The organism is Synechococcus sp. J7-Johnson (genome assembly GCF_024345795.1).
Classification (GTDB): Bacteria; Cyanobacteriota; Cyanobacteriia; order PCC-6307; family Cyanobiaceae; genus Regnicoccus_A.
The window spans coordinates 79,127-92,607 of sequence record NZ_JAGQBU010000006.1; the positions used below are offsets into that span (position 1 = coordinate 79,127).

General features: G+C 67.4%; 11 protein-coding genes. 4 read left to right on the forward strand and 7 right to left on the reverse strand.

Features of this window, described 5'->3' with window-relative positions:
- Window positions 1–5: 5 nt before the first annotated feature.
- On the reverse strand, window positions 6–1,277 hold the full coding sequence (locus KBY93_RS04920) for an NAD(P)/FAD-dependent oxidoreductase (RefSeq protein ID WP_255093130.1): 1,272 nt from the start codon (window positions 1,275–1,277) through the stop codon (window positions 6–8).
- A 6-nt stretch (window positions 1,278–1,283) separates the two neighbouring features.
- On the opposite strand from KBY93_RS04920, the gene dusA reads away from it, so the two are divergent.
- Window positions 1,284–2,294 carry a tRNA dihydrouridine(20/20a) synthase DusA gene (gene dusA, locus KBY93_RS04925; RefSeq protein ID WP_255093131.1) on the forward strand — a complete coding sequence of 337 codons (1,011 nt, stop codon included), beginning with the start codon at window positions 1,284–1,286 and terminating at the stop codon, window positions 2,292–2,294.
- On the opposite strand, the gene argH is transcribed toward dusA, so the two are convergent.
- The 6 genes from argH to KBY93_RS04955 form a co-directional block, all read right to left on the reverse strand.
- Window positions 2,291–3,703 (reverse strand): argininosuccinate lyase, encoded by a 1,413-nt coding sequence (gene argH, locus KBY93_RS04930; RefSeq protein WP_255093132.1) that lies wholly within the window; start codon window positions 3,701–3,703, stop codon window positions 2,291–2,293. The genes dusA and argH overlap by 4 nt on opposite strands.
- Before the next feature lie 56 nt (window positions 3,704–3,759).
- Window positions 3,760–5,124, reverse strand: a complete 1,365-nt coding sequence (locus tag KBY93_RS04935; protein ID WP_255093133.1) for a PP2C family protein-serine/threonine phosphatase — start codon at window positions 5,122–5,124, stop codon at window positions 3,760–3,762.
- 76 nt (window positions 5,125–5,200) lie between these two features.
- Complete coding sequence (ftsY, locus tag KBY93_RS04940) at window positions 5,201–6,838, reverse strand: signal recognition particle-docking protein FtsY (protein ID WP_255093134.1); 1,638 nt, start codon at window positions 6,836–6,838, stop codon at window positions 5,201–5,203.
- A gap of 6 nt (window positions 6,839–6,844) precedes the next feature.
- Complete coding sequence (gene nusB / locus KBY93_RS04945; protein WP_255093135.1) at window positions 6,845–7,459, reverse strand: transcription antitermination factor NusB; 615 nt, start codon at window positions 7,457–7,459, stop codon at window positions 6,845–6,847.
- A 29-nt stretch (window positions 7,460–7,488) separates the two neighbouring features.
- Window positions 7,489–8,241: a DUF502 domain-containing protein gene (locus KBY93_RS04950; RefSeq protein ID WP_255093136.1), complete on the reverse strand. Its 753-nt coding sequence runs from the start codon at window positions 8,239–8,241 to the stop codon at window positions 7,489–7,491.
- A 93-nt stretch (window positions 8,242–8,334) separates the two neighbouring features.
- Window positions 8,335–8,982, reverse strand: a complete 648-nt coding sequence (locus KBY93_RS04955) for an HpsJ family protein (protein ID WP_255093137.1) — start codon at window positions 8,980–8,982, stop codon at window positions 8,335–8,337.
- A gap of 31 nt (window positions 8,983–9,013) precedes the next feature.
- On the opposite strand from KBY93_RS04955, the gene queG reads away from it, so the two are divergent.
- The 3 genes from queG to KBY93_RS04970 all read left to right on the forward strand — a co-directional run bounded on the left by queG (window position 9,014) and on the right by KBY93_RS04970 (window position 13,480).
- Entirely contained in the window at window positions 9,014–10,012 is a 999-nt protein-coding gene (queG, locus tag KBY93_RS04960; protein ID WP_255093138.1) for a tRNA epoxyqueuosine(34) reductase QueG, read from the forward strand.
- Window positions 10,013–10,038: 26 nt separating this feature from the next.
- Window positions 10,039–10,941: a tetratricopeptide repeat protein gene (locus KBY93_RS04965; RefSeq protein ID WP_255093139.1), complete on the forward strand. Its 903-nt coding sequence runs from the start codon at window positions 10,039–10,041 to the stop codon at window positions 10,939–10,941.
- Between the two features lie 76 nt (window positions 10,942–11,017).
- Window positions 11,018–13,480, forward strand: a complete 2,463-nt coding sequence (locus KBY93_RS04970; RefSeq protein WP_255093140.1) for a DNA topoisomerase (ATP-hydrolyzing) subunit A — start codon at window positions 11,018–11,020, stop codon at window positions 13,478–13,480.
- The last annotated feature ends 1 nt before the right edge of the window (window position 13,481 follow it).

Genomic DNA, 13,481 nt, shown 5'->3' on the forward strand with positions numbered 1-13,481 from the left:
ACCGCTCAGTCCGCCCGGTCCGCCCGGGCGATGGCGCCTCCGGCCAGCCAGCCGCTGGTCCAGCAGTGCTGAAAGTTGAAGCCGCCGGTGACTCCGTCCACATCCAGCAGTTCTCCGGCGAAGTACAGGCCGGGCTGCTTTCGGCTCTCCATCGTGGCCAGGTTCACTTCCCCCAACGTGACACCGCCAGCCGTGACGAATTCCTCGCCGAAGGGGCCGCGGCCGCCCACCGCGTAGGAGCTGGAGCGCAGGGCGCCCAGCAGATTGTCCTCGTCGCGCCGGCGCAGATCAGCCCAACGCTGGTCGGAAGCCACACCATGACGGTCCAGGAGGTGAATCCAGAGCCGGCGGCTGAGCTCGGGCCAGGGGCGGGCATTGAGCAACTGGCGACGGGCCTGCTGCGCGCGGGCGTTCTGGAAACGTTGCCTGAGCTCATCGGCGGAGCAGCCGCCGCTCCAGTCGATCGAGAGCTCGGCCCTGTAGCCGCTGTCTTTAAGCGCCCGGGCCGCAAAGGCGGTGAGCCGCAGGGTGGCCGGACCGCTCACCCCCCAGCCGGTGATCAACAGCACCCCGCGCTCACGAAAGCGCCTTGAGGGCAGCCGCAGCTCCAGTTCCACCGGATCCATCACCACTCCGCGCAGGGCCGCCAGGGGATTGGCCTCCAGGGCCAGGGTGAACAGGGAGGGCACCGGTGCCACCACTGCATGGCCCAACTGACTGGCCAGCTGACGGCCACTGGGATGGCCCCCGGTGGCGAGCAGCAGGCGATCGGCGCTGAGGCTGCTGGAAGCCCCATGGGCCAGCCCCGGTGCCAGGCGCAGCCGCAGGTTGAAGCCACCACCCTCGAGCGGATCCACCTGGCGCAGGGAGGCCCCCCTCCACACCGTCACCCCGGCGGCGGCGGCCGCCGCCTCAAGCACGGCCACCACGCTGCTGGAGCGGTTGCTGCGGGGGAAGAGGCGGCCGTCGGGTTCCTCCACCAGCTCCAGCCCCCGCTCGGCGAACCAGGCCAGGCAGTCGCCGGGGGCGAAGCGGCTGAACGGCCCGCGCAGGGCCCGCGACCCACGCGGATAGTGCCCCACCAGGGCCAGCGGATCCCAGCAGGCATGGGTGACGTTGCAGCGCCCGCCGCCGCTGATCAGCACCTTGCCCAGCGGCTGGGGTGTGGCCTCCAGCAGCAACACCCCCGCCAGCCCCTGCTCCGCAGCGGTTATGGCCGCCATGTAGCCGGCGGGCCCGCCCCCGGCGACCACCAGGGACCAGTCGACAGGCAGCATGGGGGAATGGGGAAGGGAGACGACGCGACGACGCCCGTTGCCGGGGCCTACCGCTTCAGTGTGGCGCCGATGATGGACTGCACCGATCGGCACTTCAGGGTGCTGATTCGGCAGATCAGCCGCCGCGCCCTCCTGTACACCGAGATGGTGGTGGCCCAGGCCCTGCACTATGGCCGCCGCGACACACTGCTGGACTTCGATCCCGAGGAACATCCCCTGGCTCTGCAGCTGGGGGGCGACGATCCTGCGCTGCTGGCGGAATCGGCGCTGCTGGCGGCCACCTGGGGCTACGACGAAATCAACCTCAACGTGGGCTGCCCCAGCCCCAAGGTGCAGCAGGGCCGGTTCGGTGCCTGCCTGATGGCGGACCCGGATCGGGTCGCCCGCTGCGTGGAGGCGATGGCGACCGCCTCTCCCCTGCCCGTGACGGTCAAGCACCGCATCGGCATCGACGAGCAGGACAGCTACGAGTTGCTGCTGGCCTTCGTGGACAGGGTGGCCGGCGCCGGCGCCAGCCGCTTCAGCGTGCATGCCCGCAAGGCCTGGCTCCACGGGCTGGATCCAAAGCAGAACCGCACGATTCCGCCCCTGCGTCACGACCTGGTGCATCAGCTCAAACGGGACCGCCCCCAGCTCACGATCGAACTGAACGGCGGCCTGCTGAGTCTGGAGAACTGCCAGGAGCACCTGGGCCGGGTGGATGGGGTAATGGTGGGTCGTGCCGCCTACGACCATCCCCTGCGCTGGGCCACGGTCGACCGGGAGCTGTTCGGCTGCGAGGAGAACCGTCCGGCCCTGGCCTCAGCGGTGGTGCGTGGCCTGATTCCCCATGCCAGCCGCTGGTGCGGGGCCGGCCGACGGCTCTGGCCCATCGCCCGCCACCTGGTGCACCTGGTGGAGGGGGTGCCGGGAGCCCGGCACTGGCGCCGCCGGCTGGGGGAACGGGCGGGGGAGCGCAGTGCGGGCCCTGAGGTGCTGGAGGCCGCCGCCCAGGAGCTGGAGCAGCAGGGTCTTTAGGAGGATGGGGCCTCAGGACCCAGGCGCTCGCGGCAGAGCTTGAGCTGCTCGGCCACCCGCTCGAAGCCCGTACCCCCCTCACTGCGGCGGGCGGCCACCACCTGCCGCGGCTCGATCGCGGCGTGGATGTCCGCCTCAAAGGCAGGATGCAGCTGGCGCCAGCGCTCCAGGGGCAGATCCCGCAGCAGCAGCCCCTCGCCCAGGCAGGTTTTCACCAGACCACCCACCAGTTGGTAAGCCTCACGGAAAGGAACACCGCGGGCCACCAGGTAATCGGCCACATCGGTGGCATTGGAGAAATCAGCCGCCACTGCCTGCTCCAACCGCTCGGGCCGGAAACGAATGCCCTCCTCCAGTAGGATCGCCATCGCCTCGAGGCAATCCGCTGTGGTGCGCACCACATCGAAGAGGGCTTCCTTGTCTTCCTGGAAGTCCTTGTTGTAGGCCAGGGGAAGCCCCTTGATCATGGTCAGCAACCCCATCAGGTGCCCGAACACCCGGCCGGCCTTGCCGCGCACCAGCTCGGGCACGTCGGGGTTCTTCTTCTGGGGCATCAGGCTGCTGCCGGTGGCGCAGCGGTCTGTGAGGCGCACAAAACCGAACTCCTCACTGGCCCAGAGGATCACCTCCTCGGAGAGACGGCTGAGATGGACCAGGATCAGGCTGGCGGCGGCACTGAATTCCACGGCGAAATCGCGGTCGCTGACCGCATCGAGGCTGTTTGCATAGATCGCCTCGAAGCCCAGTTCCTCGGCCGTGAGCCGTCGGTCGATCGGCACCGGCGTGCCAGCCAGAGCCGCTGCCCCCAGGGGTGAGATGTTCACCCGGCGGCGCACGTCCGAAAGGCGCTGACGGTCGCGTTCGGCCATCTCCACATAGGCCAGCAGATGGTGGGCCAAGGAGAGGGGCTGGGCGCGCTGCAGGTGGGTGTAGCCGGGAATGAGGGTGTGCAGGTGGCTGTCTGCCTGGTCCAGCAGGGCCTGCTGGAAGCGCCACAGGCCGGCATCGAGTCCATCGATCGCCTGGCGCAGCCAGAGACGCAGATCGGTGCCGACCTGATCGTTGCGGCTGCGACCGGTGTGCAGTTTCTTTCCCAGGGGACCGATCAGGGCGATCAGGCGGTGCTCCACCGCGAAGTGCACGTCCTCGGCCTCCAGCCCAGGGCGGAAGTGGCCCTCGGCCGCCTCCGAGCGCACCTTCTCGAGGGCAGCGATGAGTTGCTCCGCCTCAGCAGTGCTGATCACCCCACAGCGGCCGAGCATGCGGGCGTGGGCGATGGAGGCATCCAGGTCCTGCTGCAGCAGGGTGATGTCGAAACCGATCGAGGCATTGAAGCGCTCGATCGCCGGATGGAGCCCTTCCTCGAAACGGTCACTCCATCGCGCCGGTTGGGAAGCCTGTGCCGCCATCGAAGCCAAACCGTGCCGCGAAGCGTCAGCTTGGCATCCGACCCTGGCGGCCGCACTCAACCAGGCAGGGAGGGGAGCACCACCTCCTCACGCACCTTCAGCACCACCATCGAGGCATCGTCGTTCAGCTGATGGTCAGCACCCACGAAGCGGTCGAGCCGGTCGAACAGTGCATCGAGAACACCCTGGGCGCTCTTGCCCGCCCGACAGGCTTCTGCCAGGTGCCGCTGCAGGCGCTCCTCCTCGAAGCGTTCACCCGTGAGGCCGAGGGCTTCACTGACTCCATCGGTGTAATAGAGCACCACATCACCGGGCTCCAGCAGCACCCGCTCGCAGCCGTACTGGGCCTCCGGTTGCAGGCCGATCAGCAGCCCGGGAGCGTCGAGGCGCTCCACCTCATGGCGCTGGTGCCGCCAGAGCAGCGGCGGATTGTGGGCGGCGTTGGCATAGCGCAGCAGGCGGCTGCGGGGATCGAAGTCGGAATAGAAGAGGGTGACGAAGCGGTGCGAATGAGCCAGATCCTCCTGCGCCAATTCGTTGAGGTCATGCAGAATCCGGTCGGGGGCATGGCCGCTGAGCACCTCGGCCCGCAGCATCCCCCGCAGCAGGGTCATCAGCAGACCGGCCGGCACCCCCTTGCCCATCACATCGCCCATCACCAGGGCCCAGCGGGAAGTTTCGCGGCGGCGTCCGCTGAGCTGGGGCCGGGTCGGGATGAAGTCGTAGTAATCGCCCCCCACCTCGAAGGCCGGTCGGCAGCGGGCGGCCAGCTCCACCCCCTCAATCACCGGACAGTGATCGGGGAGCAGCTGTGCCTGGATCTCGGCGCCCGTGTTGAGCTGGCGATCCAGGCGCTCATGACGGCGGCGGTCCTCCTGCAGCAGCTCGGTTTCGATCGCCACGCCCGTTAGGTCGGCCACCAGCTGCACGTGGCGGCGGTGGACATCGCTCCAGGTCAGGCCTTCGGCGCTGCCAAAGACGTAAAGGCGACCGCGGGCCCGGCTGCGGGCCACCACGGAGGTGCCGAACAGCTGCACCTCCCCCAGCAGACGGCGCACCTGCAGATCGAGCTGGGAGACCTCCTCCTCCTCAGCCAGGCCAGCGGGCAGATCCAGCTCCCCCAGCAAGCGCACCAACTCGCCGCTGCGGGCCGCGGGACTGGCCTGGGTGTGCTCCCGCCAGAGGCGCCCATCGGGGTGGAAGACCACCAACAGACTGCCCTCGGCTCCCACCAGTCGTGAGGAGACCAAAGGAACCAGCTCCAGGAAGCGGTTCAGATTGGTGAAGCTGCGCAGGGCAAAACTCAGGGAGGCAAGCAGCTCCTGGTTGCGCCGTTGTTCCCGGCTGAGGCTGTCTAGCAGTTGCCGCAGAGAAGCCGATGCCGTGAGGGCCTGGTGGGGCCGGGGCAATGGCAGTGGCACGCGGCTGGCGGAATGCGGCTCGAAACAGGCGGCCGCAGGGGCCGAACGGTAGCAGTAATCCCCCAGTGCCCGCCGCTCAGCTGGAGAGGAGAGCTTCGACGAACTCGAAGCTGTTGAAGGGCCGCAGGTCACGGATGCCTTCGCCGGCACCCACAAAACGGATCGGCAGACCTGCTTCGGAGGCCACCGCCAGAGCCACGCCTCCGCGGGCGCTGCCATCGAGCTTGGTGAGCACCACCCCCGTAAGCCCGGCAGCGCTAGCAAAGGCCATGGCCTGGCGCAGGCCGTTCTGCCCCTGGCTGGCATCGAGCACGAGCAGCGATTCCACCACCGCCTCCGGGGCCAGCTTGCCAACGATGCGCCGCACCTTGCTCAGTTCTTCCATCAGGTTGTTCTTGGTCTGCAGCCGACCGGCGGTGTCCACCAGCACCAGCTCGATGCCTTTGGAGCGGGCCGCGCCGATGGCGTCATAGACCACGGCGGCAGGGTCGGCATTGGCGCTGGGGTTGGCGATCACCGGCACACCACTGCGCTCACCCCAGATGGTGACCTGCTGCACAGCGGCAGCGCGGAAGGTGTCGGCAGCGGCGATCAGGCAGCTGTAGCCACTGCGCACCGCCAGATTGGCGAGCTTGCCGAGGGTGGTGGTCTTGCCCACTCCGTTCACACCCACCAGCAACCAGACGTTGAGCCGGTCCCGCTGTGGGGCCAGCAGGGGCTCGCCACTGGCCGCGATCGGCTTCTCAAGCAACCCGCACAACTGCTCCTTGAGAAAGCGCAGACCCTCAGCCGGCTCCACCACCTCTTCGTTCAGGCGTCTGCGCAGGGCCTCGATCACCTGATCGGTTGCCTGCACGCCCACGTCGGCACGCAGCAGACTGGTTTCCAGATCGTCGAGCACCTCCGGGGTGAGGGGATCGTCGCCCAGGGTGTCGAGCAGCTGGGTGACCAGGCCGCGACGGGTCTTCTCCAGGCCGCGTCGCAGGCGGCTGAGCCAGTCGATCTCCTCGAGCGACACCTGATCGACGCGCCGGCCCTGGGCCGCGAGCACCTCGGCCGACCAGGTGAAGTCGGCATCGAAGGACCCCAGTTGCGGGCTGGCTTCCTCGCTCGAGGGGGCAGGAGCGGCGGGGGCCTGCGTGGGGACGGCAACGGCACTCGGCTCGGCCCTGGGCGGCGGGTCGGTGCTGGGGGCGAGCACGGTCTGCTGGCGCTCGGCCCGGCTGGCCGCGGCCAGCTCCAGCAGGGAGGGGCCGGCGGGGGTGGGCACCTCCAGCACAGGAGCCGATGCTGACTCCAGCGTTGGCAGCGATGCAGGTACAGGCTCAGCCGCGTCAACTGGATCTTGGTAAGGCGCCGCAGTTTCAGCCGGTTCAGGGGTTGGTTCAGGCGTTGGTTCAGACGGCTGGGGGGGGGCAGCCGGCTGGCTGCGCTCGTGTTCCGCCTTGAGGCGGGCATAGGCCTGGCGAGCCCAGTCGAGGGCGTCCTGGTCCAAAGCGGCTGCTGAGGCGGCGGGAGCTGAGGAGGTGGCAGCTGAGGCGGCTGAAGGCTGAGGCGGCTCCTCAGGCACGCTGGCGTGACCAGCGGCAGTTTGAGCTTCGGCTTCGGATTCAGGCTTGTCTTCGGCTGTGTCTTCGCCAACCCCGGAGGCCGCGGCAGGCTCAGACGCCGCCTCGGTTGTGGTGGGGCGCCGCCGGAACCAGTCGAAGACCATGCTTGCTCAAGAGACGGAGGTGGTGAGCCGGCGCAGGATCCCGTTGATCATCCGGCGGCCCTGATCATCGCTGTAGCGGTTGGCCAGCTCCACAGCCTCATTGCAGGCCACCGGAGCCGGGGTTCCGAAGGTGTGAAGATCCACAGCCGCCAGCCGCAGAATGTCGCGGTCGATGCGGGGAAGCCGGCCGAGGCGCCAGCCTTCCATCACGGCATCGAGCCGAGAATCCAGGGCTTCGCGGTCCTGAAGGACGGCACGGGTGCGGGCGAGGGCCCCTTCGCGGATCTCGCTCTGGTCGGCAAGCATCAGCAGACGGGGCAGCTCCAGGCTGGCGGAGAGCCGATTGAGCGCCTGCTCGGCATGGGTCAGACCCTGCTGAAGGTAATCCCGCACCCGCGGCAATTGATCGGCCGCATCGATCAGTTCACTCTCGAGCAGTTGCTGCTGTGCCTGCTGCAGATCAATCTCAGCATTGTCGAGGGCCTCACGCACGTGCTGGGCCAAGCTGGCCAAGGCCTGCTCCAGCAGACTTTCCAGCGGCAGATCAGCCGGTGGAACGCGGTCATTGACCTGGCCCAGCATCAGAAGGGCCAGTTCTCTGGAGATGGATCTACTCGGCATCGGGTGGGTCGAGGGTGGCAAGCCGCAGATCAGGGCTTGGTGGGGGGAGAGGACGAGAACACAGGAGCACGCAGCTGGGCAAGCAGGCTGGAGAAGCTGCGGCTTGCTGGGATTTCTCGATCATCATCAGGGCTGACAATCCCTGCGGAGATGATCGTGCGGAACGCATCCTCCACCGAGAGGTCAAGATCGCGGACCGCGGTTTCCGGCACCACGGCGTACCAACCGGTGGTGGGGTTTGGAGCTGTGGGAATGAACACGCTCAGCATCGGTTGGTCGAAGCCTCCCTGCATGGCACTGCCGAGGACACCGGTGACGAAGCCGAGGGCAAAGAGACCTTTGCGTGGATATTCCACCAGAACGACCCGCCGAAAGCGGGTGGAATTGTCACGGAAAACTGTTTCGAGCAGTTGCTTGAGCGTCTTGTAGACAGAGCCGGCAAGGGGAATGCGCTGGAGGGTTCCCTCGCCGAAATCCAACAGCCAGCGGCCGACGATGTTGCGTGCCATCAGGCCGATCAACAGAATTCCCAGCAAGGGAACCAACAACCCGACACCCAGATTGATCAACTCCTGAAGGAGTGGGTTAAGGGTATTGAAAGGATTGAACTGCTTGGGAATCGAGGTGAGAAAGGCGAGCACAAAACGGCTCACCGTGGTCGCCAACCAGATGGTGGTGGCCAGGGGAATGACCACCAGCAGACCGGCGATCAGATCGTTTTTAAGGTCCTGCTGCAACCGGGTCCCCAACGGTTGATCAGGTCTGGGGCTCGACTGCACCAAGGATCTTCCCGGTTGTCCGGTTTTCGAATTGCTCAGATCAACCTAGCCAGCCGCCTGGTGCAGCAGCAGCTTCAGGATGGCTTCAAGGGATTCTCAGAGCAAAGCGGCCAGCGCCAGCAGGGTGAACGCCACAGCCAGCACCGCGGCAGAGCCGGTGCCGGCGTAGCGGCGCTGATTCACCGACAGACCCTGAGCCCGCTCTGCTTCCTGGAACTGCTGCTCCATCTGCTGCAGCTGGCGGTCGATGAAACCGCGGGCAGCCTGCTGCTTCTGCTCATCGGTGGCCTGGGGCGGGACCTGACCGGACTGCTCGGCCTGGCGCACCAGTTGCTCCAGCACCTGGGGATTCTGGCTTTGCTGCTTGGCCATCTCCAGCTGACTGCGCTGGGCGGTCAATGCCTGCTCGGTCTTGGCGGTAAGCACACCATCGCCGCTGATCGCCACCGGCACCGACACCGCCAGGCCAATGGCGAGCAGAGCCGCCAGGGCCGCCACCAGCCAACGCAGGGGGGTGCGGGAGTCGGTCTGATCCAGGCGTGAGCCGAACAGGGCCAGCAGCAGGCCCACCAGAGCCATCGGTGACTGGGTGATCAGGCGCTCGATCACCATCTGGCGGAAGGCTTCCTCCTGCCAGCTCCAGGCGGAAACCACAGCCGCCAGCTGCAGCACCAGCAGCGCGACAAGGGTGAGACCGAGCCAGCGCAGGAGATAGCCGAGTCGGCCAGTTGAGGCAGGAGTCACAGCAGGATGACAATCAGCGGCAACTGTACGGGTGAGATCAGACCATCCCCAGCAACCGGCCGCCACGCCCGAATCTGAGCTCCGACTTCAGGAGCTGGCGATTGCGCTCAAGGAACAGGCCAGGTCCCTGGGGTTCGAGCCGGTGGGGCTGGCAGCCTTACCAGGCGATGGGCGGATGCCCCTGCGCAATGCGGCGCTGGAACGCTGGCTGGAGGCCGGTCACCAGGCCGGCATGGCCTGGATGGCCGATCCCCGACGCCGCGAAGTCACCAGCCTGCTGCCCGGCGTGCGCAGCCTGCTGGCCGTGGGTCTCAACTATCACGTGGCCATCAGGCGTAAGCCGGGCAGCCTGGCCGTCGCCCGCTATGGCTGGGGCAGGGATTATCACCGGGTGATTGATGGACGTCTGCGTCGGCTGGGGCGCTGGCTCGAGGAGCAGTGCCCTGGCGTGGCCTGGCGGGCCTGCGTCGACAGCGCCCCCCTGCTGGACAAGGCCTGGGCCGAACAGGCGGGTCTTGGCTGGATCGGCAAGAACGGCAACCTGATCCACCCCCGTCGGGGATCGTGGATGCTGATCGGCCACCTGCTCACCACGGCCGATCTGCCTGGCGATGCTCCATCTGAACCTCTCTGCGGCCGCTGCAGCCGCTGCCTCGAGGCCTGCCCCACCGGGGCCATCAGCGAGCCCTTTGTGGTGGATGCCAACCGCTGCCTCGCTTATCACACGATTGAAAACCGAGACAAGACCCTTCCGGCGGCCATGGCCGCGGCCATGGGTCCCTGGGTGGCTGGCTGCGACATCTGTCAGGACGTCTGCCCATGGAACCAGCAGACGCTTCCCAGCTCGGAGGATCCAGACCTGCAGCCCAGGCACTGGCTGCTCAACCTGAACGCCGAAGAGGCCCTCGCCTGGAGTGATGCCGAGTGGGACGAGCGGCTGAGGGGGTCGGCCTTGCGACGGATCAAGCCCTGGATGTGGCGGCGCAATCTTCGGTCGGCCCAGGCCGAGACCCCAGAAGCAGACCCCTAGGCTGAACCATGGATCTCAAAGCTGGCATGGCTCCGCGCTGGTTCAACTCTCTGGCGTCGGCTCCCCTGGCGGTGGCCCTGGCCATCGGCCCAGCCGCTTCGGCGCAGGCTCTGGTTCCTTATGTCTACGTGCCCAGGGCGGAGGAACTGGAGGCAGCGGGACTGGGCATCGCCCAGGCGGCCACACGGCTGCTGCGGCTGGGCCAGGCCGACGACGCGGCCCGGTTGGCGGGCCTGACGGTGCAGCTTCTGCCCAACGACCCCCGCGGCTGGGTGCTGCTGGCGGAAGCGCAGCTGCGCAGCAACCAGATCAAACCCGCCGGCCAGTCGCTGGCGCGGGCAAAGGAACTCGATCCGCGCAACCCCGGCATCTGGTTCGCGGAAGGCTCGCTGGCCCTGCGGGATGGTCAGCCCGGCCAGGCGGTCGGTCTGCTGGAAACCGGTCTGAAGTTCGACGGCAAGAATCCCGGCGCCCACTTCGACCTGGGCAACGCCCACCTGCTGCTCAACAATCCCCAGGCGGCGCTGGGGTCGTTCGATCAGGCCTCGGGCCTGCGCAAGGATTTCTGGGAAGCGATCAACAACCAGGGGCTGGTGCTCTATGAGCTCGGCCGCAACGACGACGCCATCCGGCGCTGGCGCAGGGCCCTGGAGATCAATCCCAAGGCCGCAGAACCCATGCTCGCTCTGGCTGCGGCACTCCACGCCCGGCCGGGCGACCAGAAAGAAGCACTGGAGATGGCCAGCCAGGCCCTGGCGATCGAGCCCAACTACGTGTTGGATGCATATCAGAAGGAGCAACTCTGGGGTCCGCGGCTGCGCAGCAGCACCCGCGTCCTGCTTGAGAACCCGGCAATCAAGGCCGCCGCCGACCGGGCCAATGCAAACGCCACCGGCAGCAGCGACGGGGAAGACTCCGGGGAGGAGTGAGGCCGGACGCTGGATGGGGCCTCACCGGAGAGGATCTGTAGGCTGAGCGCCTTCCGCCCTCAGATCCCAGAACCGGATGGCCGAGGAGCGCGTCCAGCCCATCGCCCTGCATCAAGAGATGCAGCGTTCGTACCTCGAGTACGCGATGAGCGTGATCGTGGGCCGCGCCCTGCCCGATGTGCGTGATGGCCTCAAGCCCGTGCAGCGCCGGATCCTGTTCGCCATGCATGAACTGGGGCTGACCCCGGACCGGCCCTACCGCAAATGCGCCCGGGTGGTGGGCGACGTGCTGGGCAAATACCACCCCCATGGCGACCAGGCGGTCTATGACGCCCTGGTGCGCCTGGTGCAGACCTTCGCCAGCCGCCATCCGCTGCTGGATGGCCACGGCAACTTCGGCTCGGTTGACGACGACCCGCCGGCCGCCATGCGCTACACCGAAACCAGGCTGGCACCGATCGCCCACCAGGCGATGCTCGATGAGATCGGCAACGACACCGTTGATTTCGCTTCCAACTTCGACGGCTCCCAACAGGAGCCCACCGTGCTGCCGGCCCAGCTTCCGTTCCTGCTGCTCAACGGCTGCTCGGGCATCGCGGTGGGCATGGCCACCAGCATTCCTCCCCACAATCTGGGCGAGGTGGTGGAGGCACTGATCGCTCTGATCCGCAAGCCGGAGCTGGGAGACGAGAAGCTGCTGGAGCTGGTGCCCGGGCCCGACTTCCCCACCGGCGGGGAGGTGCTGGTAAGCAGCGGTGTGCGCGACACCTATCTGCTTGGGCGCGGCAGCATCCCAATGCGGGGCATTGCCCACATCGAGGAGGTGCAGCCGGGCAAGGGTCGCCACCGCCGCAGCGCTGTGGTGGTAACCGAGTTGCCCTATCAGCTGAGCAAAGCGGGCTGGATCGAGAAGCTCGCCGAGCAGGTGAACGACGGCAAGATCGGCGGCATCGCCGACATCCGTGACGAGAGCGACCGAGAGGGGATGCGGGTGGTGATCGAGCTGCGCCGGGATGCCGAGGCCAGCAAGGTGCTCGCAGACCTGCAAAGGCGCACCTCCCTGCAGAGCAATTTCGGCGCCATCCTGCTCGCCCTGGTTAATGGCCAGCCCCAGCAGCTCAGCCTGCGCCAGATGCTCAACCACTTCCTGGAGTACCGGGAACACACCCTGATCCGCCGCACCAGCCATGCTCTGCGGCGTGCGGAAGACCGGCTCGAGGTGGTGGAGGGCCTGATCCGCGCCCTCAAAGCCCTGCCCGAGGTGATCGAGAGAATCCAGGCGGCAACTGACGCGGCCAGCGCCAGAGCCAGCTTGCAGGTGCACTTCGACCTGAGCGAACGCCAGGCCGATGCCGTGCTGGCCATGCCGCTGCGACGGCTCACTAGCCTGGAGCAGGACGGGCTGCGCCAGGAGTCGGGGGAGCTGCTGGAGGAGCGGGAACGGTTGCGCCACCTGCTCGACGATCGACCAGCCCTGCTCGATGCCATGGTGGCCGAACTCAAGGCCCTCAAGAAGCGCTACTTCACCCCCCGCCGCACCCGGCTGGTGGCCGGCGGCGACGACCTGATGGCCCAACGGGCGGCAGCGGTGCGGCCCAACACCGAGCTGCAGCGCCAGCAGGCTCTCGATGCCCTGCCCGGAGATGGACGACTGCTGATTCAAGCCGATGGGGTGGTGAGGATCGTGGCACCCCAGGCACTGGGACGACTGCACCTCGATGAAGCAGCGCCCCTCGGAGAGCATCCGGCCCCGGCACGCCTGATCCTGCCCGTGGCCGAGAGGCCTTCCCTGCTGGCCTTCAGCGCCAGTGGCCGGGTGGCCATGCTGCGCTGGGAATTCGCCGCCCAGCAGCCCGGTTCCCTGGAGAAATTCCTACCCGAGAGCCTGCTGGGTGATCAGATCGTGGAAGTACTGCCCCTGCCGCAGACGCCAACGGGAACACTGGGTCTGCTCAGCAGCGATGGCCGCTTCAAACGGCTGCCACTGGAGACGTTCCGCGAACTTTCCGGCCGGGCCGCCACCGTACTGAAGCTCAAAGACGGCGTGCGACTGCGCCGGGTCGTGCCGTGCACAGACGGCCAGGATCTGGTGGTGGCCAGCACCACAGGTCGTCTGCTCAGGTTGGCCGTGAATGACAACACCCTGCCGTTGATGGGCAAGGCTGCCCAGGGTCCGACGCTGTTGCGACTGCTGCCTGGCGAAAGCGTGGTGGGGGCAGCCTGCGTCGATCCAGGGACCGATGTGCTGCTGGTCAGCCGCCACAGCCAGCTGAGGCGGCTGGAGGTGGAGAGCCTGCGCCGCTGTGAGCGTGGAGATCTTGGTCAGATCGGCCTGCGCTTCCTCCAGCGGGAGGACGAATTGGTCGATCTGCAGGCGGGAAGCACCGCGATCGTGGGCCTGAGGTTCTCCACGGGCCGAAGCCTGCGGCTGGCAATGGCCGAACTCCAGCGCAGCACCGGGGAGGAGGGTCCGAAAGAACCGCTCTGGCCCTGCTCAGCCGATGAAACCGTGATTGACCTGGTGCCCTTGCTCAGCTGAG

Bases quoted from the DNA above. Each gene is read 5' to 3' on its own strand.
- KBY93_RS04920 (WP_255093130.1), bottom strand. From the start codon at position 1,277: ATGCTGCCTGTCGACTGGTCCCTGGTGGTCGCCGGGGGCGGGCCCGCC.
- KBY93_RS04965 (WP_255093139.1), top strand. From the start codon at position 10,039: ATGGCTCCGCGCTGGTTCAACTCTCTGGCGTCGGCTCCCCTGGCGGTG.
- nusB (WP_255093135.1), bottom strand. From the start codon at position 7,459: ATGCCGAGTAGATCCATCTCCAGAGAACTGGCCCTTCTGATGCTGGGC.
- argH (WP_255093132.1), bottom strand. From the start codon at position 3,703: ATGGCGGCACAGGCTTCCCAACCGGCGCGATGGAGTGACCGTTTCGAG.
- KBY93_RS04970 (WP_255093140.1), top strand. From the start codon at position 11,018: ATGGCCGAGGAGCGCGTCCAGCCCATCGCCCTGCATCAAGAGATGCAG.
- dusA (WP_255093131.1), top strand. From the start codon at position 1,284: ATGGGGAAGGGAGACGACGCGACGACGCCCGTTGCCGGGGCCTACCGC.
- ftsY (WP_255093134.1), bottom strand. From the start codon at position 6,838: ATGGTCTTCGACTGGTTCCGGCGGCGCCCCACCACAACCGAGGCGGCG.